The organism is Flavobacterium sp. 9R, assembly GCF_902506345.1.
Taxonomy (GTDB): Bacteria; Bacteroidota; Bacteroidia; order Flavobacteriales; family Flavobacteriaceae; genus Flavobacterium.
Genome location: NZ_LR733413.1, coordinates 2,405,457 through 2,425,163 on the forward strand (window position 1 = coordinate 2,405,457; position 19,707 = coordinate 2,425,163).

Sequence of the window (19,707 nt, forward strand, 5' to 3'; positions counted from 1 at the left end):
CGATTTTTACAGCAAAGAGTATACCAGAAATTGAAAAACTTACTCGTTCATAATTTGCTGAAAATAATCTACAAATTGTCCCAAATGCAAGCCATCCATTAAACCGTGATGAACGTGCACTGACATATTCATTCGTTTACTTCCATCCCTTTCAACAACCATTTTCCCAAAAGAAATTTTTGGGCAACTATCAGGAAAAGTAAAACTCCGAGCGTGCGATAGAGACGTAAAATCCAACCAAGGCACAGCCGAAAAATGAATTAAATTATCCAAATCAAAAGAACGAGTAAACAAGCCTGTGTTGTTTTGAATACGTTTGATTTCTTCAAGCGAATTTTTTTCAAAAACAGTAAAATCTGGATGATATTCTATTAACGAAAAACCAAAAGTTCCATCAGCACGGCCAATAGTCGCAGAACCATCAATTCTATCGTAAACGACAATCGTATCGTTCTCAATACGGTATCTAAAATTTTCAATTGCATTGACCGCTTGTAAGGTTTTGTGCAAATAATAAACAAAGAAAGAAGATGAAATGGATTTGGCTTTATCGTATGCCTTAGTGCAATCGATAGCTACAGTAGCACCAAAAAACGGTTCACTAAGTTGTCTAAAAAAATGAAAATGCTCTTTTCTGTTCCAATTTTCAAGGTCAAACGGCTGCTTCATTATGTTAAAAGTGGAATTATTTCGGTTAATTGTTGCAAAGTGGTAAAATTAGGATGCTCTACTTTGTGGTCTATTTTCTCGTGTGCCCAAGTCGTGTGAAACGGTATATGTGCTGCATAACCACCAATTGAAAGCACAGGCAAAACATCCGACTTGAGCGAATTACCAATCATATAAAACTCATCGGGTTGTATTTCCAAACGCTGAATCAAATCCAAATAATCGATTTCTTGTTTGTCTGACATCACTTCAATATGATGAAAATAAGGGCCTAAACCCGAATTGTGCAACTTTCGTCTTTGGTCTAATAAATCTCCTTTGGTTGCTACAACTAATTTATATTTTCCACTCAGAGCTTCTAAAGTTTCCGTTACTCCGTCAAGCAAATCAACCGGTTTTTCTAGTAAATCTTTTCCGTATTGTACAATTTTTTCAATTGCTTCAATGGAAATAGTATTATTGGATATTTTCATAGCTGCCTCAATCATCGATAAAATATAGCCTTTGATGCCGTAGCCGTAAAGTTTTAAATTGGCAATTTCTATTTGAAACAATTCAGATGAAATTCCTTGATGCGAAAGGTAATCTTCCATCAAACCACAGAATTTTTTTTCGGTTTCATCAAAATACATTTCATTGCCCCAAAGCGTATCATCAGCATCGAAAGCAATTACTTTTAGCTTTTTCATTTTCTTTAATTAAAAAAATTAAGCTTTAAAAGTACAACATTTCATTGGGGTTGCACTGCTTTTGAAAAAAAACTAACACCATTTCATCAAAAAACTGTTTACTAAAAACACATCCTTTACTCTTATCTTTTATTTAGAAAAAACATTGATAATTAAAAACATTGGGGGCTTTTAAAATTATTTTAATATATTTAAAACTTTAAAACAATTCTGATTTTCTATAAATCAGGATAGTTCTAATATTCTAAGCAAAATGGAATTACACTTTTTTCCTTTACCAATGAATTTGAGATTTCATTAAAAAACCAAGTTAAAATCTATTTTAAATTTATTTTTATAAACAAATAAAATACTAGCAAAATGACAAAACTTCAAAAAATTACAATTATAGCACTCTTGCTATATGCTGTTTGGGAAACTTATGTTCAGTTTTGGTCCAAAACTGAAGAAACACCAATTATTAGAGTAGATCTGTTCATACTATATCCTATTTTACTATTCCTAATAATTGCCACAATTATCCAATATATAAAAAACAAAAAGTAACACTTCTAAAATTACTATAAATATGAATTGTCTAAATTGCGGATCTGAAACTAGTGGATCTTACTGTCAAAATTGTGGGCAAAAAACCAGTACTTCTCGTTTTTCACCAAAAGACATCTTTAAAAATGATATTGCAAGTAAATATTATTCCTTTTTTAAAAATGGTCCATTTTATACTGTAAAAGAGTTAGCTACAAGACCAGGTCATTCGATTAGAGAATATATTGAAGGAAAAAGAGTTCGACATATGAACTATATGACTTTGTTTATTCTTCTTTCAGGGATAGGAGTGTTTTTGGACAAATATAGTAAAGTATCGGAAGCGTCATTAAATGCAGATAAAGACACTAATGTAAAAATCCTTACCGATTACTTTAATTTTATGAGGGACAACCCTAAAACAATTATTTTTATTACCATTCCAATAATCTCTTTATTTACTTATCTGCTATTAAAAAAGAGCAAGTACAACTTTGCAGAGCATTTGATATTGAATATTTACAAGGCATCTGGACTATTGATTATAACAAAAATTACTGCTCTTTTTTCATTAATCACCTCTAATATTGAGTTTTTAAAAGCTGTAAAAACAATTACTGATGTAGGACAATTTGCTTATTCCTTTTGGTTTTTATACCAATTTTTTTATGATATAAAAATATACAGTAAAGCAAATATTATCATAAGGGTAACTGCTTCAATTTTATTTGGAATTGCTTTTTCAAGTATTACTATGGCAATCTATTGGATGGTTCTTTTTATAATGGGTAACGGAAAAACATCTTAGATTAATTAAAATAATGAAAATGGAAAATCAAAATTATAACTTGAAAGACACTGTAGTTAAAAATTATTTACAATGGTCTGATGAAGGGAAAGCTGGTGTTTTGCAGTATGCCGTTGGTATGGTTTTGTGCTTTTTTACTTACTTTATGCTATCAAATGCTATAATACTTCCCATTATGATGTTTGACCCTGAGTTTCTTCAAACAGAATTAGGTTCAAATGCAACAATACTTGCTTGTTTTGCAGTTCCTTTTGTCATAATACCATTTATAACACATTGGATTCATAAAAGACCCACTTGGTCTGTTGCTATGCCTGCATTTAAAGTTGAAAAAGGAAATTTAGCCTTTGGTTTTATTGGTTTTATGGTTGTTCAATTGCTTATGTCTTTTAGTCTTAATGCAATTGGATTACTTAATTTAAAGTATGTTGGATTTAATTGGCAAGCTTTTATACCTATGTTTTTAATTAGTTTCTTTGGGATTTTTATTCAATCAAGTGCCGAAGAATTACTATTTAGAGGGTATTTGACACAAGCCATTAGAAGAATAGTAAAAAATCCATTCGTTTTTATTCTATTTCAGGCTATTATTTTTGCTTATCCTCATATTGGTAACATTAGTGCTTTTAAAGGAAGTATTTTTGCAGCAACTCCATACTTAATTTCAGGTATTCTTTTTGGCTGGACGGCTTACAAAACAGGTTCTTTGTGGATGTCCATCGGACTTCATTGGAGTAATAATTTAGGAAATGTTGTTTTAATTGGTTTAAAAGACGATATTTTAAAAACGGTTGCACCATTTACCTCTGAAATGCCAACACTAGAAATAGCCATTGCATTAACCTTAGCTCAATCAGCAGTAATGGCGATACTTATTTTATTCTATATTAGAAAAAAATAATCCACTTTTAATTAAAATAATTTTTAACTTTATTTCAAAACTCTAACATTAAATACATTATGAAAAAATTTAAAATTTTTATGACATTAGCGGTAATTTTGCCGTTAGTATCTTTTGCTCAAATTCAATCAAAGAAAGTAACTTTTGGACCGGGCAAATCAGGAACGTTAATTAATGGAACAATTAAAGGTGATTTAATTATCGATTATTTATTATCGGTAAATGCAAATCAAACCATCTCTATTGCCTTAAATTCTAAAAGTACTTCCATTTATTTTAATGTAATGGAACCCGGGTCAACTGGTGAAGCAATTTATATTGGTGAAAATGAAGGCACTAACAAATTTAACGGCACAGCTTCACAATCTGGAACATATAAAATTAGAGTGTTTTTAAATCGTGCAGTGGCACGCAGAGGATCATCGGCTAGTTATGGATTAAATATATCTGTTAAAGGAGGTGGGGTTCAAAGCAAATCTACTGATGCAAAAGTTGCAGGCACAAAATATCATGCCACTGGAAATGTAGATGCTGCTTTAGGAAATGCGAGAAAAGGTTCTTCAACTGCAAAATTTGGTGTTGTAAGAGGCTCCGGCACTGCAGCTATAGATGTTCAGATTAAAGGACTCTTAAAACATACATTAAAATTTGCCCAAGGTGAGTGGACTTCAAATGGAGATAGTGTTAACGCAAAAAAATCAAATGATGAATGGGAAGTAATCTTAAACGATTATGAACATTATTACATCCCAGAAGGAATAATTTATGGTGGATAATATTTAAAAATAATATCTAAATGCCTTACATTGATGCTCTTTGTAAGGCATTTTTTTTGCCCTTTTAAACCTAGATTCTACAAGATTTAAAGTAAGGTTTCAGATAAAAAGGATAGTCTTTACCATTCGGATAGAAAGAGAATGTCAAAATTATACACTTCTCCCGTGGCGTTTAGATGAAACCGTTTATATCTCAATACGGTTACTTTGAGTAAAAAATCTTATAATTTGTTTGAAATCATAAATGTTTCTCAAATTACTCTAGCATAAAAAAACCGCTCCAATTAGAAGCGGTTCCGGTTGTGTTGTGGGTTATAGTGTTTTAAACTAAGTTCGCAGCGATTAAGTACTCTGCGATTTGAATGGTGTTCGTCGCAGCTCCTTTTCTCAAGTTATCAGCCACAATCCACATATTCAAAGTATTGTCTTGGCTTTCGTCACGACGAATTCTACCAACAAAAACTTCATTTTTTCCTTCAGCATAACGAGGCATTGGATAAGTAAACGTATCCAAGTTGTCTTGAACCACTACTCCATCAGTATGGTGTAAAATGTTACGCACCTCAGCCACATCAAAATCATTAGTGAATTCAACATTCACCGCTTCGCTATGTCCCCCAACAACTGGTACACGAACAGCAGTTGCAGTAACTTTGATAGAATCGTCGCTTAAGATTTTTTTGGTTTCGTTTACCAATTTCATTTCTTCTTTGGTATAACCATTGTCTTCGAAACTATCACATTGAGGAATACAATTGCGATTAATTTTGTATTTGTACACCATTTCGCCTTCAATTCCAGCTACTTCATTTTCGAATTGTTGTACAGCTTTTACACCCGTACCAGTGATAGACTGATAGGTAGAAACAATAACACGTTTAATGTTGTATTTTTGATGTAAAGGTGCCAAAGCCAATACCATCTGGATAGTTGAACAATTTGGATTAGCAATGATTTTGTCTTCTTTAGTTAATTGGTTGGCATTGATTTCTGGAACCACTAATTTTTTGGTTGGATCCATTCTCCAAGCTGAAGAATTATCAATTACAGTAGTGCCTGCAGCTGCGAATTTTGGAGCCCATTCCAAAGAAGTTCCTCCTCCAGCAGAAAACAAAGCAATATCTGCTTTTAAATCTACTGCCGTTTGCAATCCTACTACTTTATATTTTTTTCCGTTGAATTCTATTTCTTTTCCTACTGATTTTTCTGAAGCAACAGGGATCAACTCGGTTACTGGAAAATTACGCTCTGCTAATACTTTCAACATGATTTCGCCTACCATTCCGGTAGCACCTACAACTGCTATTCTCATTGTATATAAATTTATAGTGTCTTATTATTGAGCCACAAAAGTACGTAATCTGATAAAGAAAACAACACGATTCACAATTTTTAACAAATTGTTATATTTTAAACAATATGCTTATTTTCTACTTTAGAGTCACAAAAAAACCGCCTCTTTTTTGGGAAAAGAGACGGTTAAGTTAGACACTAGTGTAGCGGAATTATTTCTTTAATAAATCTCTAATTTGAGTCAATAATTCTTCTTGAGTTGGACCAGCTGGAGCTGCTGGAGCTGGAACTTCTTCTTTTTTCTTCATACTGTTAATCGCTTTTACCATCAAAAAAATAACAAAAGCAATCACCAAGAAACTAATAATAGCTGCTAAAAATTTACCGTACAAAATACCTCCATCAGTTTTTAGACCGGCTAAATCTTCCACTTGAGCTGCTTTTAAAGCTGGATTTAACAAAGCTGGCGTGATGACATCTGCTACCAAAGAATTAACAATAGCACCAAAAGCACCACCTATGATAACTCCTACTGCTAAATCCATCGCGTTGCCTTTAGCAATAAAATCTTTAAATTCTGAAATCATTCCCATAATAGTTCTAAGTTTAGTTTATACAAACAAATGTAAATAAAATTAGTTGAATTTTATTCTCTGTAAAACACCCTTTTAACGCGTTGGGAAATACTAGTCAAGATCTCGTAGGGAATCGTATGCAGCTTTTCGGCCATTTCCATTACAGTTGGGCTTTCGCCAAAAATGATTACAGCATCGCCTTCTTGACAATCAATAGCCGTAACATCTACCATTAACATATCCATACAAACGCTTCCGATAATGGTTGCTTTTTGATGATGAATCGACACATACCCTACTCCATTTCCCCAAAGTCGTGCTATTCCGTCGGCATAGCCAATAGGAATTGTAGCCACTTTGGTAGATTTCTCAGCCATAAAACGACGACCATATCCTACAGAATCCCCTGCTGGAATCGTTCGGATTTGTGAGATAACCGATTTGAGTGTACTCACATTTTCTAATTCTTTTTGTTCTTCGGCATCATTAGAAACACCATACAAACCAATGCCTAAACGTACCATATCGTATTGCGCTTTCGGAAAATTACTAATCCCCGAAGTATTCAAAATATGACGAATGGGCTGAATATTCAACTCCGCCATCAATCGGCTGGATAAATTTTCGAACAACTCAATTTGGGATTCAACAAAAGCTTGATGATTTAGGTCATCACTGGTTGCCAAATGCGACAATATACTTTTTACAGAAACTAATGTATTCCCTTTGAGAATCGTGATTAATTCCTCGATGGTATCTTTCTCAAAGCCCAATCGGTGCATACCCGTATCGAGTTTGATATGAATCGGAAAGTGCTTTAGTTTCTTTTGTTCGGCAATTTTCAAAAAGGAACGCAAGCCTTTCAAACTATAAATTTCGGGTTCTAATTGATGTTGAATTATCGCAGAAAAACTCGTCGACTCAGGATTCAATACCATAATCGGCAGATGAATTCCTGCTGTTTTCAAGGCAATTCCCTCATCGGCAAAAGCCACGCCTAAATAATCTACTTGGTGGTGTTCTAATAATTTGGCAATTTCAAAACCTCCATTTCCGTATCCAAATGCTTTGACCATAACCATCATTTTGGTAGACGGTTGTAACTTAGAACGGAAGAAATTAAGATTGTGACTAATGGCATTGAGGTTGATTTCTAAAACCGTTTCGTGTGTTTTCTCCTCGAGTGCCAAAACAATATCTTCGAAATGAAAACTACGTGCGCCTTTGATTAAAATCGTTTCATTGCCAAAAGTAGCATTGTCCAACTGAGCTAAAAAATCGGCTGTAGTAGGATACGTAATGCAATTGACAAATTTGTGTTTAAAAGCGGTTATGGTCGTTCCGATGCCAATTACACGATTGATTTTGTTCGAAATAACAAGCTGCGAAACTTTGGAATATAACTCTTCGTTCGACAATCCGCTTTGAAAAATATCCGACAAAATCAATGTTTTTTTCTTGTACTGTTTTTGACTTTCTAAGAAATCCAACGCAATTTTTAAAGACTGAAAATCGGAACTGTAACTATCATCTATGATTGTGGTACTATTGATACCGTCTTTGACCTTTAGTCGCATTTCGACAGGATACAACAAATACATTCGATGTTCGATAGTTACCCTATCATAACCCAAATGCAAGAGAACCATCAAACAATGAATCGCATTTTCGATAGAAGCATCATCTTGAAAAGGAATGATGATATCAAAAGCATACGATTCTAATTGAATATGCAGTTTGGTTTTATCTAAAATGCTTGATTTTTGAATAAAAACATTTGCAGTAGGGTCTTTGAAACTCCAAGAAAAGGTTTTCAATGTCGGTTTCAAAAACGCATCGATGGTTTTATTTTTATTATAAATCAACAAATCACAGTGTTTAAAAAGCTGTAATTTTTCTTTAATTTTTTCACCAATAGAAGAAAACCCTTCGTCGTGAGCCGAACCAATATTTGTCAAAATCCCAAGCGTGGGCTGAATGATTTTTTCTAAATGTGACATCTCATTTACCGTAGAAATTCCAGCTTCGAAAATTCCGAAATTATGTTGCTTGGCAATCGCCAACACAGACAAAGGAACGCCTACTTGTGAATTGTAACTTTTGGGACTACGAATGATAGAATAATCGGGACTTAGCAAGAAATTGAGCCATTCTTTTACAATGGTTTTCCCATTACTACCCGTGACTCCTATTACTGGAAAATGGAACAAACTACGATGATAACTCGCCAATTCTTGTAAGGCCGTTAAAGTATTTTGAACTACCAAAAATTGAGCTTTTCCTACACAATTCTCAGGAATGTACTGCACTACAAAATGAGTAACGCCTTGCTGGATTAAATCAATCATATACGAATGCGCATCGTTATTGGGACCAATTAAAGCAAAAAACAAAGTATGCGGTCCGTTTTGTAAGGAACGGCTATCGATAGAAATAGCATCAATAAGTAAGGAAGCATCACCTTCGAACGAGGCATTTATTTGTTTTGAAATCGTAGCAATTGTAAGATTCATCAGGCATTGGGTTTGAAAGTAAAATTAGTAAAACACAACTAATCCGAACCGTGGTTTTAATTTTATTTAACGAAGTTCTCTCATATTTCTTGCTACGTTAAAAAAAAGAAGCAAAAAGCTATTTTAGATATATTTGTAAATGAAAACCCAAATGCTTTGAAAAAAATACTTCCTTTCTTTTCGTACCTATTCCATCCGGTCTTTATTCCGCTGATGGCGACCTTGTTTTATTTCTATTATAACGAAACACTATTTCAACTAAAAGAAAAAGGATTTGTTTTATTACAAATCACAATACTGACCGTTATTGTTCCAATCCTTATTTATTTTTTATTAAAAACACTTAATAAGATAGATTCGGTGATGGCTTACGACTTAGGTCAACGAAAAATTCCTTTGGTGCTTCAGAGTTTTTTATTCATTCTATTAGTGAAAAGAAGCATCACCATTGACCGCTATTTTGAATTGCATTTCTTCTTTTTGGCAGCCTTGATGAGCACTTTAATTGCGCTTTTGTTGCTTTTTGCAAAAATAAAAGCGAGTATTCATATGCTTGCATTTAGTTCGCTGACAGTATTTGTAACGGGATTACATTTGCATCATCCGGAACATTTTCCACTAATTGTTCCTTTTTTAATTTTTATGAATGGCGTTATCGCTTCCTCGAGATTGGTGATGCAAGCGCACACGCCAAAGGAGTTGATTATTGGCTTTTTGTCGGGAAGTATTCCTCAGTTGTTGCTCTTGGTCGTTTGGTTATAAAATGTAAAAAATCAACCCAAGATTAAGACTTCGTAGTTGTACTTTTTCAGTACCAACTTGTCCTGATTTAAATAAGGAATTTACGCCATAATGCACATAAACATTTAAGGTATTGTAACCCGATGCCAAGTAGACTCCATAGCCCAATTTATTCAAATCGGTATTGTTTCGGATAATTATATTGGCTAGTGTGGCATCATAAACATTACGGTCATACAGCAAATAACTGAATTTAAAACCTGCGTAAATGCGCCAAAACTTGGTGCTTTCAAAGGTAGAAGCGCGCCACCTGAACTCAATAGGTAAATCGGCAGTAAGCGTTGTGAATCGGTTTGTGCTATAAGTTCCGTCTCCCAAAATAGCATAATTGGGTGATTGATTGGTGCCAGACACTCCAAAGTTATGATTGTAATTATTGTAGGTCAATCCAAGTCCTGCAGCAATAGCATAAGTCCTGTTTTTGTTTACAGGCATATCGCGTAAAAAACCGCCCGTAAAACCTGTAGATATTTTATCTTTTGAATAATCTTTTGGACCATTGACCATAGTATTGTACGTAATTCCAATGTAAAACTGGTCCTCTCGATACAAAGAATCTATTTTGACCCTAGGTTTTTCTTCATTACCAGTCACATCTTGAGCAAAAGCCAAACTCCCAGATAAAAAAACAAAAAGAAAGATAAAAACGCGCATACTACAAGAAGTTAAAATGAATGACCAAGACTTATTCATTGGCTTTGCCAAAACACAAATATACTACTTTGCACTCAAAATGATTGCGATGTACAATTACCAACTTCTATTGGTTTTGAAAATCATACGCAGCGCCTTGAATTATATTTCGATTAGCAATCTCCTTATCCATATAATTTTGAATCAATGTTTTCTTTAGTCCCCAATTCGGGGCGATAAGCAAATCCCAATCTGAAATACCAAACAAGCGCTGAATGATGATATCGGGTCGCAACAATGGAATCAATTGACACAGTAAATTAGTATATTCTTCTAAAGTAAAGAGAGGAAAGGGATTTCGTTTGTAATGCACACCAAGAATAGAACCTTCTACGATATGCAGATGATGGAATTTGACAAATTTTATTTGAGGAAACCGATTAATTTCGTGAACATATTGCAACATCATTTCGTTTGTTTCTCCGGGAAAACCAAACACAGTATGTATACACAAATCAATAGGACTATTAGCAAAAAGCGCTACGGCATCAACAAATTCTTGATGAGAACATCCTCTGTTGATTTGCTGCAAAGTGGTATCATATATGGACTCCATTCCCATTTCGACATCTACATCCCATCGGTCATAATACGATTCTAGCAAGGCAACTTTATCAGCATCGAGACAATCTGGACGAGTTCCTACCGACAACCCAACTATCACATCAGGCGCAACAGCTAAGGCTTCGTCATAGCATTTTTTCAAATACTCCACCGTCCCATACGTATTGGTATTGGGCTGAAAGTAAATGATAAATCGTTCGGCTTTATAGGCTTTTTTGGCTCGTTCTATGCCTTGTAGCACTTGCTCTGTAATGCTGGGTAATTTACGGGAAAGCTCTGGGGTAAATGAATCGGTGTTGCAATAGGTACAACCTCCAAACCCTTTGCTTCCATCTCGGTTTGGGCAACTAAAACCAGCGTCTACAATTACTTTGTATACCTTTTGTCCGTTGTATTTATCCCGTAGAAAAGTACCATAATTGTTATAGCCTTTTCTATCAGCTTTACCATTTGTTCCCATATTGCAAAAATACTCATTTTTAGGGAGTGGCTACTTGTAGCGATGGTGTTAAATAAAAAAAGCCTCCTTTTTACAGGAAGCTTCAATTTCATTTTTGCAGAGAGGAAGGGATTCGAACCCTCGATACAGTTACCCATATACTAGCTTTCCAGGCTAGCTCCTTCAACCACTCGGACACCTCTCTAATTGGGATTGCAAATAACATAAAAAAAAACGAGTTAGAAAAGGAAAAAGTAATTATTATCCCATTTCTCCTCGTATTGCATTTTCGAAGGTATTTTTAAAATCAGAATCTGGAATGTTCTGCCCCAAAAGATGCATTAACTTAGTAATGGCTGCCTCTGTCGTACAGTTTTTTCCAGAAATAACGCCAATCTTTTTCAGCTCTGAACTCGTTTCGTATTTCCCCATATTGACACTTCCACCAGAACATTGTGTAACGTTGATAATATGTATACCCGAAATAATAGCTTGTTGTAGTAACTCAATAAACCATTCCTCTGTAGGCGCATTTCCAGAACCATAGGTCTCCAGAACAATACCTTTTAAATCAGGAATATGTACCAATGTTTCCAATACTTTTTGATTGATACCCGGAAACATTTTTATAATCACCACATTGTTATCAAACACCTTATGAACGCACAAAGGTTGGTTTTCATCCAAAGACAACAATAAATCTTTGTTGACCTTTAAATGCACTCCTGATTCAATTAAGAAAGGATAATTAGGTGAAGTAAATGCATTAAAATGCTCAGCACTAATCTTCGTTGTACGATTACCACGGTACAATTTGTATTCAAAATACAAACCGACTTCTGTAATCACTGGCTTCCCATTTTCTTGCAAGGATGCAATTTGTATAGCGGTAATCAAGTTTTCTTTAGCATCGGTTCTCAAATCTCCAATAGGTAATTGAGAGCCAGTAAAAATCACTGGTTTCCCTAAATTCTCCAACATAAAACTCAATGCCGAGGCAGAATACGACATTGTATCTGAGCCGTGTAATACCACAAAACCATCAAAAGCAGCATAGTTTTGCTCGATGACTTCGGCTATTGCTACCCAGCTTGCAGGACTTATATTTGATGAGTCGATAGGATTTTCAAAAGAAATAGTTTCAATAGCACAATCCAATAATTTCAATTCTGGAACGCGTTGCAAAAGCTTACTAAAATTGAAGGCTTTGAGCGCACCTGTCTCAAAATCCTTTTGCATACCAATCGTTCCACCGGTATAAATCAAAAGTATTTTGGTATTAGAGTGCATCGGTATATTTTAATTTATTAACTACTGGATTTGAATACATTGATAAAAAGCCCTCTAAAAGAACTGGATTATCGTGGTCGATTCGCATTTCTAAACGACGCTCGAATAACGATTTCTCATTCTCCGTGTACAAATGTGAATATTGATTCGTTTTATGCAAAATATCGTAAGCGATAAAATTCGTTGGCCATAATTTATAGTTCGTCAAAATTGCATCGTCTATGGTTTGTGCCAAGGCTAATACTTGCTTGTTGGCATTTTCCTCATTGGCTACAATAGTATCAATTTCGGAATCAATAACTTTTCCAATATGAATATGAATGCGCTTTTTTTGCCCTAAAACGCCACTCAAAATATTCTGAAAATCTTCGTTTTTCTCTTTAACATAGATTTCATTATTCGCTTCTGCCATCAATTGTGGCATTTTTAGGACATCGGTTGGGTCGTATTCATACGAAATAGAAACAGGAACAATTTTAATTTTCTTAAAATACTCCATTACGTTTTTATCCTCCGAAGCCATTCCCAACATTTTCAAAACCCCAGGATTGGTGGCATCATTTCCGTCTTTGGTTCTTCCTTCACGTTGCGCAATCCAAACCGAACGATTTTCGTGCAACAACAACTGCTTCATATATTCAGAAAGCAACTTAGAACTTTGCAGCATTTCTCTTGGCGAAAGCCCACGAAGTACCAAGAAATTTCTATTGAGTTTGGCTAATATTTTTAGGAACGATTTCTTAACCAAATTATCTCCAATGGCCGAAGCCGTCATCACCAATCCGTGTTCGAACAAAGTAGCGTTGAGCAAGGTGGTATCTAATAAAATATCTCGGTGATTGGAAATAAATAAATAAGAGGTGTTTTTTTCTAAATGCTCAAATCCAGATGTAGTCAATCCTTCAGAGCTTTTCTCTAAAATTTTGCGTGCCGATTGATAGATAAAATTGCACTGAAAATCACGAATAGAGTGGGTTCTCTTGAGTTGTTCCTTCCAAACCTCATCTGCTACTTCAGGGAAAGAAAAATTCATTAATGCTTTCATCATCGGATGCTGAATCACATCGGATAGCGCATCGTTTACTTCGGTATCATAAAATGGCCGAATGGAGTCAAATTTTTGCATTTTGATTTTCATTTTTAATGGGAACAAAAGAACAAAAAAAAACGGAAACTTAAGGTACTTTTCGGCTTAAATCCCAAATACCCGTTTCGAATTTTCTGTTGTAATCTGAGCAATTTCGGTTACACTCAAGTTATAAATTTCAGCCAACTTTGCCGCTACATTCACCACATAACTGCTTTCGTTTCGCTTGCCACGAAAGGGAATCGGAGCCAAATAAGGCGAATCGGTTTCGAGAACGATGTGTTGTAAATCAATGCGGTCTAGAAACTGGTCAATTTTTCCGTTTTTAAACGTTACTACACCACCAATTCCCAACAACATATTATAAGAAATGGCCTGAAGTGCTTGCTCATAGGTTCCCGAAAAACAGTGAAAAATTCCAAATAATTCTGGACTTTTCTCTTCTTCTAAAATTTCGAAAATTTCATCAAAAGCCTCACGACAGTGAATCACTATGGGCAATTTGTATTGCTTAGCCCACTGAATTTGTTGTCTAAAAGCAATTTGTTGTTCCTTAAGATGTGTTTTGTCCCAATACAAATCAATGCCTATTTCACCAATGGCGTAGAACTTACGCTTGGCTAGTTCTGAGGCTACGTGCGCCAATTCCTCTTGGTAATTGTCTTTCACATAAGTTGGATGCAAGCCCATCATCAAAAAAACATTTTCAGGAAAATCCTGTTCCAAATCATACATAGCTTGTGTACAAGTCGAGTCGATAGCTGGAATAAAAAAGCGAGAAACGCCAGCTTTGATGGCACGTTGTATCATTTCGCCTCGGTCTTGTTCAAATTCTTCAGAATATAAATGGGTATGCGTATCGGTAAGTATCATTGTATCATTTTTGCAGGACAAAGTTAGCGTTTTGACCTAGTAGTTTTAAAATTTTTAGGCTACTTTTGAAAAGGCACTTTTATTATGGAAAATCTACACGCAATCTTACAAACCGAAAACTACCAAAAAATCCGATTCAAAATCATCAAAACGCAGCATTTATTGGTCAAAGCCAAAATCAATGGCATTGCGGGCAATTTCATACTCGACACAGGTGCTTCAAGCAGTTGCGTGGGTTTTGAAGGCATCGATTTCTTTCAGTTAAAGGCCAAAAAATCCAAAACCAAAGCTGCAGGTGCAGGCGCCACTGGAATGCTAACCCAACTTTCTACCGACAACAAGCTACAATTAGGCCGCTGGAAAAATGATGATGCCGCACTGGTGATTTTCGACTTATCGCACGTCAACGAAGCGCTCACCCAACACAAAGCCAAAGCCGTTCACGGCATTATTGGCGCCGATATTCTACTAAAAGGCAAGGGAATTATTGATTACTACAATCATTATTTGTATTTGAAACAGGATTTTTAGGGCAATTGCCAAGGCACCACGCTATCCGCTATAGTTTTGCAAAACCTTAAATGGAAGTTTTGCAAAAGCTGCCGCTCCTATCGTTATTGCGGTAAGGTGCAAAAAAGCATTGTAACGGAGTTGCATTTTTTATTTGTGTATCAGCTTTTTTGTACTTCCTGCAAGGTTTCATTAACCTTGTAGGTATTCGATGTTAAAACACCTACAAGGTCTGAAAAAAGACCTTGCAGGTGAAACAAATTATTTCTTTGCAAGAATTCAATAGGAATGGGCTTTAGCCAAAATCTATACTAGTTTTGGTTAAAGTCTATACTTCATTATAATTATCATCAACATCCATAAAAAATGCCTCAAAAATTGCCCCCTTATCCCTCACTAGCCCCGATAGTAGTGGAAATCCTTTTGGGGCTGGGGTTCAGCACCAAAAGATTATAACGAAGAGCGGGACTTTGCTTCCTGAAAAAGCCCCATCTTTCTGCTCCTAAGCCACCAAATACTATAACTTTTTTCCATAAAAAAATCCCAAAAACCAGTATTGGAATTTGGGATTTTGTGTATTTAAAATGGAATTGACTACAACTCAAATGCTTTTTTAGGATTGTTATCGCAAAGCAATTCCACTGGATTTTCTAGTGCTTCTTTCACTGCTACCAAGAAACCAACTGACTCACGTCCGTCGATGATTCGGTGGTCATAAGAAAGGGCTACGTACATCATTGGGTGAATTTCAACTTTACCGTTTACAGCAATTGGACGCTCGATAATGTTGTGCATTCCCAAGATTCCTGACTGTGGAGGGTTGATAATTGGAGTTGACAACATTGAACCAAAAACACCACCATTAGTAATGGTAAAGGTTCCTCCTGTCATATCATCTACAGTAATTTGTCCGTCGCGTGCTCTCAAGGCCAAGCGTTTGATTTCGGCTTCAACTCCACGGAACGTCAAGTTTTCTGCATTACGAACTACTGGTACCATTAAACCTTTTGGTCCAGAAACAGCGATTGAGATATCACAGAAATCATAGGCCACTTTGTAATCGCCATCCATCATTGAGTTGACGTCTGGATACAATTGCAACGCTCTAGTTACCGCTTTGGTAAAGAAAGACATATAGCCTAAACTTACCCCACCGTGTTTTGCTTTGAAAGCATCTTTGTACTCGTTACGCAAGTTGTTGATAGGCGTCATGTTTACTTCGTTGAAAGTAGTCAACATTGCCGTATCGTTTTTGGCAGCTACTAATCGCTCAGATACTTTACGACGCAACATAGATAATTTGGTACGCTCTACACCACGAGAACCTCCTGTTGGAGTTCCCATAGATGGTACTGCATTAACTGCATCTTCTTTAGTGATTCTTCCTGCTTTCCCAGTTCCAACAATGGTTTCTGGAGCTATATTTTTTTCGTCTAATATTTTTCTAGCGGCTGGCGATGGAGTGCCTGCTGCATAACTTGGAGCTGCTGGAGCTGCTTTTGGAGCTTCAACTTTTACCTCTGCTTTTGGAGCTTCGGCTACTGGTGCTGCTGCCACAGGTGCTGCACCTGATGGTTTTGCTGCTCCAGTATCAATTAAACAAACAATAGCGCCTACTGCTACTGCATCACCTTCTTCAGCTTTTAGGGTAATTACACCGCTTGCTTCTGCTGGCAACTCTAAGGTAGCTTTATCTGAATCTACTTCAGCAATCGCTTGATCTTTCTCTACATAATCACCATCTTTTACCAACCAAGTGGCTATTTCTACTTCTTTGATGGATTCCCCTGGTGATGGGACTTTCATTTCTAAAATCATCTTCTGTTAGTTTATTGTTTGTAGTTTAAGGCTTATGGTTTCTGGTTTGTTTTTATTAAAAACTAAAAACCACAAACGTTTTTATCTAAATAAATTTTTATCAAATACCATTCTAATTGCATCTGCGTGACGACGTTTAGCACGAGTATAGCTTCCTGATGCAGGAGCCGCATATGCTTTAAGCGATGCTAATCTCCATTTTACCAAATCAAAATTAGCTAACATATATGTGTAAGCCCCCATATTCTTAGGTTCTTCTTGTGCCCAAACATAATCGTCTACATTTGGATATTGAGCGATAATCGCTTTTAACTGCTCAATTGGCAATGGGAACAATTGTTCTATACGAACAACAGCTACATCATTTCTACCGTTATTAGCTCTTTCTGCTGTAATATCATAATAGAATTTACCTGTACAGAAAACTAATGTTTTTACCTCAGCTTTATTTACTGTTGCATCATCAATAGTTTCTTGGAAAGTTCCAGTAGCTAATTCAGCTGCTGTAGAAACACATCTTGGATCACGTAATAAACTTTTTGGAGAAAAAACAATTAATGGCTTACGGAATTTCGTTTTCATTTGTCTTCTCAACAAGTGAAAGAAGTTCGCTGGTGTAGTACAATCGGCCACATACATATTATGACGCGCACACAATTGTAAATAACGCTCCATTCTTGCAGAAGAATGTTCCGCCCCTTGTCCTTCGTAACCGTGAGGCAATAACATCACGATTCCGTTTTGGTTGTTCCATTTGTCCTCTCCACAAGAGATATATTGGTCAATCATAATTTGTGCACCATTTGAGAAATCTCCAAATTGTGCTTCCCAAATTGTCAAGGCATTAGGATTTGCTAAAGCATATCCATAATCAAAACCTAAAACACCATATTCAGAAAGGAAAGAGTTAAAAACATTGAATTTCCCTTTTTTGTTGGCTACATTATTCAACAAAATCACCTCTTCTTCTGAATCTTCTACTTTTACCACAGCGTGACGATGCGAAAAAGTACCTCTTTCTACGTCTTGTCCAGATATACGAACGTCATATCCTTCTGTCAATAAAGTACCGTAGGCTAATGCTTCTGCAGTTCCCCAATCGATGGTATCATTATCGTAGCCCGTTTTTCTATCCGTAACAATTTTGGTAATCTTGTTAATAAATTTCTTGTCTGATGGTAATGTAGAAACGGTTGTTATTATTGAATCTAAAGTTTCTTTTGCTACTGTCGTATCTACTTTTTGCAACATTACATCGTCTGAAACCTGTTCAAATCCAGTCCACTCATTTTGCATAAATGGAGTAATAACCGTCAAATCTTTTTTACGAGATGCTTGCAAGTTACTTTCTAAAACTGCTTTGTATTCTTTTTCAAGTTCATTAACATAAGAAGCGTCAATTACCCCTTCAGATAATAATTTTAAAGCATAAATATCTCTTGGATTTTGATGCTTTGCAATGATTTTATATAAAACCGGCTGCGTAAATCTTGGCTCATCTCCTTCGTTATGACCATATTTTCTATACCCTAACAAATCAATAAATACATCACGACCAAATTCCATTCTAAAATCTAACGCAAATGACATAGCATGTACCACTGCTTCTGCATCATCAGCATTAACGTGTAGAACTGGAGATAAGGTAACTTTAGCAACGTCCGTACAATAAGTTGATGAACGTGCATCATTATAATTGGTAGTAAAACCAACTTGATTGTTGATAACAATATGAATGGTTCCTCCGGTTTTATAACCATCCAATTGCGCCATTTGAATGATTTCATACAATATACCTTGACCAGCAATTGCGGCATCACCGTGTACTGCAATTGGCAATACTTTAGAGAAATCATCCGCAAAATACTTGTCTTGCTTGGCTCTTGTTATTCCTTCTATAACTGCACCAACCGTCTCTAAGTGTGAAGGGTTTGGAGCTAAATTGATATTGATTTTCTTTCCTGAACGAGTCACTTTGTCGGCTGTTAATCCTAAGTGGTATTTCACGTCACCATCAAAATATTCTTGATCATAATCTTTACCATCAAACTCTCCAAAAATATCTTGAGTTGACTTTCCGAAAATATTAGCTAAAACATTCAAACGACCACGGTGAGCCATTCCCATTACAAACTGTTCTACTCCTTTTTCGGCTGCCTTTTCTATCAATGTATCCAAAGCAGGTATTATTGATTCCCCACCTTCAAGAGAGAAACGTTTTTGTCCTACATATTTAGTATGCAAAAAGTTTTCAAAAGAAACCGCTTGATTTAATTTCTCTAAAATGACTTTTTTCTCATCAGCAGAAAAATTAGGCTGATTATCATTCACTCTAATTTTTTGACGAATCCATTCTACAACTTCTGGTTTACGAATATAAACATACTCGATACCAATATGCTGACAATAGATTTTTTCTAAATGCCCGATAATTTCACGTAATGCACATGGCGCTACACCAATTACTTTGGCAGCATCAAAAACAATATCTAAATCAGATGGCTTTAAATCAAAATTTTCAATATCTAATGATGGTGAATAGACACGACGATCACGAACAGGATTTGTTTTCGTGAATAAATGTCCGCGAGTTCTATAACCTTCAATTAATTTGATTACTTTAAATTCCTTTTGTAATTTCTCAGAAACTTGAGCGTTAGAAACTGAACATGAATCGCCAGAAGCTTGAACAGTAGCAGTAACAACCTGATTAACAGATTGCTCTTCATTATAAGTTGTCATTCCAAAGTCAAACCCTTGAAAGAAACTTCTCCAACTTGGCTCAACGCTATCTGGATTCTCTAAATACTGATCGTATAATTGTGCAAAAAATTCGGTATGTGCTGCGTTTAAAAATGAAAACCTATCCATAATATTGTTTGA

At 35.6% G+C, this 19,707-nt stretch carries 17 protein-coding genes and 1 tRNA gene; 5 read left to right on the forward strand and 13 right to left on the reverse strand.

The window, feature by feature from the left end; genetic code table 11:
* Nucleotides 1–39: 39 nt before the first annotated feature.
* Together FLAVO9AF_RS10810 and FLAVO9AF_RS10815 are read right to left on the reverse strand one after the other, a co-directional pair.
* The gene (locus FLAVO9AF_RS10810; protein WP_159688292.1) at nucleotides 40–669 is read right to left on the reverse strand and encodes a chloramphenicol acetyltransferase; all 630 of its coding nucleotides are present in this window, start codon (nucleotides 667–669) and stop codon (nucleotides 40–42) included.
* Nucleotides 669–1,358 (reverse strand): HAD family hydrolase, encoded by a 690-nt coding sequence (locus FLAVO9AF_RS10815; protein ID WP_159688294.1) that lies wholly within the window; start codon nucleotides 1,356–1,358, stop codon nucleotides 669–671. Before FLAVO9AF_RS10815 ends, FLAVO9AF_RS10810 begins: the two co-directional genes overlap by 1 nt.
* A gap of 568 nt (nucleotides 1,359–1,926) precedes the next feature.
* On the opposite strand from FLAVO9AF_RS10815, the gene FLAVO9AF_RS10820 reads away from it, so the two are divergent.
* Genes FLAVO9AF_RS10820 through FLAVO9AF_RS10830 form a run of 3 tightly spaced genes read left to right on the forward strand, consistent with a single transcriptional unit; the run spans nucleotide 1,927 to nucleotide 4,368 of the window.
* Nucleotides 1,927–2,691, forward strand: a complete 765-nt coding sequence (locus FLAVO9AF_RS10820) for a DUF3667 domain-containing protein (protein ID WP_159688297.1) — start codon at nucleotides 1,927–1,929, stop codon at nucleotides 2,689–2,691.
* Nucleotides 2,692–2,710: 19 nt separating this feature from the next.
* Nucleotides 2,711–3,592 (forward strand): CPBP family intramembrane glutamic endopeptidase, encoded by an 882-nt coding sequence (locus FLAVO9AF_RS10825; protein WP_159688300.1) that lies wholly within the window; start codon nucleotides 2,711–2,713, stop codon nucleotides 3,590–3,592.
* A 59-nt stretch (nucleotides 3,593–3,651) separates the two neighbouring features.
* Nucleotides 3,652–4,368: a hypothetical protein gene (locus FLAVO9AF_RS10830; protein ID WP_159688302.1), complete on the forward strand. Its 717-nt coding sequence runs from the start codon at nucleotides 3,652–3,654 to the stop codon at nucleotides 4,366–4,368.
* 322 nt (nucleotides 4,369–4,690) lie between these two features.
* Here the strand turns inward: FLAVO9AF_RS10830 and FLAVO9AF_RS10835 are convergent, their stop codons facing one another.
* From FLAVO9AF_RS10835 to FLAVO9AF_RS10845, 3 genes are all read right to left on the reverse strand, one after another.
* Complete coding sequence (locus tag FLAVO9AF_RS10835) at nucleotides 4,691–5,680, reverse strand: aspartate-semialdehyde dehydrogenase (RefSeq protein ID WP_159688319.1); 990 nt, start codon at nucleotides 5,678–5,680, stop codon at nucleotides 4,691–4,693.
* A gap of 193 nt (nucleotides 5,681–5,873) precedes the next feature.
* Complete coding sequence (gene mscL / locus FLAVO9AF_RS10840) at nucleotides 5,874–6,254, reverse strand: large conductance mechanosensitive channel protein MscL (protein WP_159688322.1); 381 nt, start codon at nucleotides 6,252–6,254, stop codon at nucleotides 5,874–5,876.
* Between the two features lie 53 nt (nucleotides 6,255–6,307).
* Entirely contained in the window at nucleotides 6,308–8,749 is a 2,442-nt protein-coding gene (locus FLAVO9AF_RS10845) for a bifunctional UDP-N-acetylmuramoyl-tripeptide:D-alanyl-D-alanine ligase/alanine racemase (RefSeq protein ID WP_159688324.1), read from the reverse strand.
* A 156-nt stretch (nucleotides 8,750–8,905) separates the two neighbouring features.
* Here FLAVO9AF_RS10845 and FLAVO9AF_RS10850 point away from each other — a divergent pair, with 156 nt between their 5' ends.
* The gene (locus tag FLAVO9AF_RS10850) at nucleotides 8,906–9,511 is read left to right on the forward strand and encodes a hypothetical protein (protein ID WP_159688327.1); all 606 of its coding nucleotides are present in this window, start codon (nucleotides 8,906–8,908) and stop codon (nucleotides 9,509–9,511) included.
* Here the strand turns inward: FLAVO9AF_RS10850 and FLAVO9AF_RS10855 are convergent.
* The 6 genes from FLAVO9AF_RS10855 to FLAVO9AF_RS10880 all read right to left on the reverse strand — a co-directional run bounded on the left by FLAVO9AF_RS10855 (nucleotide 9,506) and on the right by FLAVO9AF_RS10880 (nucleotide 14,496).
* Nucleotides 9,506–10,204 carry a porin family protein gene (locus FLAVO9AF_RS10855; protein ID WP_159688330.1) on the reverse strand — a complete coding sequence of 233 codons (699 nt, stop codon included), beginning with the start codon at nucleotides 10,202–10,204 and terminating at the stop codon, nucleotides 9,506–9,508. The two genes, FLAVO9AF_RS10850 and FLAVO9AF_RS10855, sit on opposite strands and share 6 nt — an antisense overlap.
* Before the next feature lie 106 nt (nucleotides 10,205–10,310).
* Nucleotides 10,311–11,267 carry a TIGR01212 family radical SAM protein gene (locus tag FLAVO9AF_RS10860; protein WP_159688333.1) on the reverse strand — a complete coding sequence of 319 codons (957 nt, stop codon included), beginning with the start codon at nucleotides 11,265–11,267 and terminating at the stop codon, nucleotides 10,311–10,313.
* A gap of 97 nt (nucleotides 11,268–11,364) precedes the next feature.
* Nucleotides 11,365–11,451, reverse strand: a tRNA-Ser gene (locus FLAVO9AF_RS10865).
* 56 nt (nucleotides 11,452–11,507) lie between these two features.
* Nucleotides 11,508–12,536 (reverse strand): asparaginase, encoded by a 1,029-nt coding sequence (locus tag FLAVO9AF_RS10870; RefSeq protein WP_159688336.1) that lies wholly within the window; start codon nucleotides 12,534–12,536, stop codon nucleotides 11,508–11,510.
* Nucleotides 12,526–13,662, reverse strand: coding sequence for a 1-acyl-sn-glycerol-3-phosphate acyltransferase (locus tag FLAVO9AF_RS10875; RefSeq protein ID WP_159691070.1), 1,137 nt, complete (start codon nucleotides 13,660–13,662; stop codon nucleotides 12,526–12,528). The genes FLAVO9AF_RS10870 and FLAVO9AF_RS10875 overlap by 11 nt, the downstream gene beginning before the upstream one ends.
* A 66-nt stretch (nucleotides 13,663–13,728) precedes the next feature.
* A complete protein-coding gene (locus tag FLAVO9AF_RS10880; protein WP_159688339.1) occupies nucleotides 13,729–14,496 on the reverse strand; it encodes a TatD family hydrolase in 768 nt (255 codons plus the stop codon).
* Between the two features lie 84 nt (nucleotides 14,497–14,580).
* On the opposite strand from FLAVO9AF_RS10880, the gene FLAVO9AF_RS10885 reads away from it, so the two are divergent.
* Nucleotides 14,581–15,027, forward strand: coding sequence for a retropepsin-like aspartic protease (locus tag FLAVO9AF_RS10885; protein WP_159688342.1), 447 nt, complete (start codon nucleotides 14,581–14,583; stop codon nucleotides 15,025–15,027).
* A 573-nt stretch (nucleotides 15,028–15,600) separates the two neighbouring features.
* On the opposite strand, the gene odhB is transcribed toward FLAVO9AF_RS10885, so the two are convergent.
* Nucleotides 15,601–16,824: a 2-oxoglutarate dehydrogenase complex dihydrolipoyllysine-residue succinyltransferase gene (gene odhB, locus FLAVO9AF_RS10890; protein ID WP_159688346.1), complete on the reverse strand. Its 1,224-nt coding sequence runs from the start codon at nucleotides 16,822–16,824 to the stop codon at nucleotides 15,601–15,603.
* A gap of 81 nt (nucleotides 16,825–16,905) precedes the next feature.
* A complete protein-coding gene (locus FLAVO9AF_RS10895; protein ID WP_159688349.1) occupies nucleotides 16,906–19,695 on the reverse strand; it encodes a 2-oxoglutarate dehydrogenase E1 component in 2,790 nt (929 codons plus the stop codon).
* Nucleotides 19,696–19,707: the final 12 nt, after the last annotated feature.

Bases quoted from the DNA above. Each gene is read 5' to 3' on its own strand.
- FLAVO9AF_RS10810 (WP_159688292.1), bottom strand. From the start codon at position 669: ATGAAGCAGCCGTTTGACCTTGAAAATTGGAACAGAAAAGAGCATTTT.
- FLAVO9AF_RS10815 (WP_159688294.1), bottom strand. From the start codon at position 1,358: ATGAAAAAGCTAAAAGTAATTGCTTTCGATGCTGATGATACGCTTTGG.
- FLAVO9AF_RS10820 (WP_159688297.1), top strand. From the start codon at position 1,927: ATGAATTGTCTAAATTGCGGATCTGAAACTAGTGGATCTTACTGTCAA.
- FLAVO9AF_RS10825 (WP_159688300.1), top strand. From the start codon at position 2,711: ATGGAAAATCAAAATTATAACTTGAAAGACACTGTAGTTAAAAATTAT.
- FLAVO9AF_RS10830 (WP_159688302.1), top strand. From the start codon at position 3,652: ATGAAAAAATTTAAAATTTTTATGACATTAGCGGTAATTTTGCCGTTA.
- FLAVO9AF_RS10835 (WP_159688319.1), bottom strand. From the start codon at position 5,680: ATGAGAATAGCAGTTGTAGGTGCTACCGGAATGGTAGGCGAAATCATG.
- mscL (WP_159688322.1), bottom strand. From the start codon at position 6,254: ATGGGAATGATTTCAGAATTTAAAGATTTTATTGCTAAAGGCAACGCG.
- FLAVO9AF_RS10845 (WP_159688324.1), bottom strand. From the start codon at position 8,749: ATGAATCTTACAATTGCTACGATTTCAAAACAAATAAATGCCTCGTTC.
- FLAVO9AF_RS10855 (WP_159688330.1), bottom strand. From the start codon at position 10,204: ATGCGCGTTTTTATCTTTCTTTTTGTTTTTTTATCTGGGAGTTTGGCT.
- FLAVO9AF_RS10860 (WP_159688333.1), bottom strand. From the start codon at position 11,267: ATGGGAACAAATGGTAAAGCTGATAGAAAAGGCTATAACAATTATGGT.
- FLAVO9AF_RS10870 (WP_159688336.1), bottom strand. From the start codon at position 12,536: ATGCACTCTAATACCAAAATACTTTTGATTTATACCGGTGGAACGATT.
- FLAVO9AF_RS10875 (WP_159691070.1), bottom strand. From the start codon at position 13,662: ATGCAAAAATTTGACTCCATTCGGCCATTTTATGATACCGAAGTAAAC.
- FLAVO9AF_RS10880 (WP_159688339.1), bottom strand. From the start codon at position 14,496: ATGATACTTACCGATACGCATACCCATTTATATTCTGAAGAATTTGAA.
- FLAVO9AF_RS10885 (WP_159688342.1), top strand. From the start codon at position 14,581: ATGGAAAATCTACACGCAATCTTACAAACCGAAAACTACCAAAAAATC.
- odhB (WP_159688346.1), bottom strand. From the start codon at position 16,824: ATGATTTTAGAAATGAAAGTCCCATCACCAGGGGAATCCATCAAAGAA.
- FLAVO9AF_RS10895 (WP_159688349.1), bottom strand. From the start codon at position 19,695: ATGGATAGGTTTTCATTTTTAAACGCAGCACATACCGAATTTTTTGCA.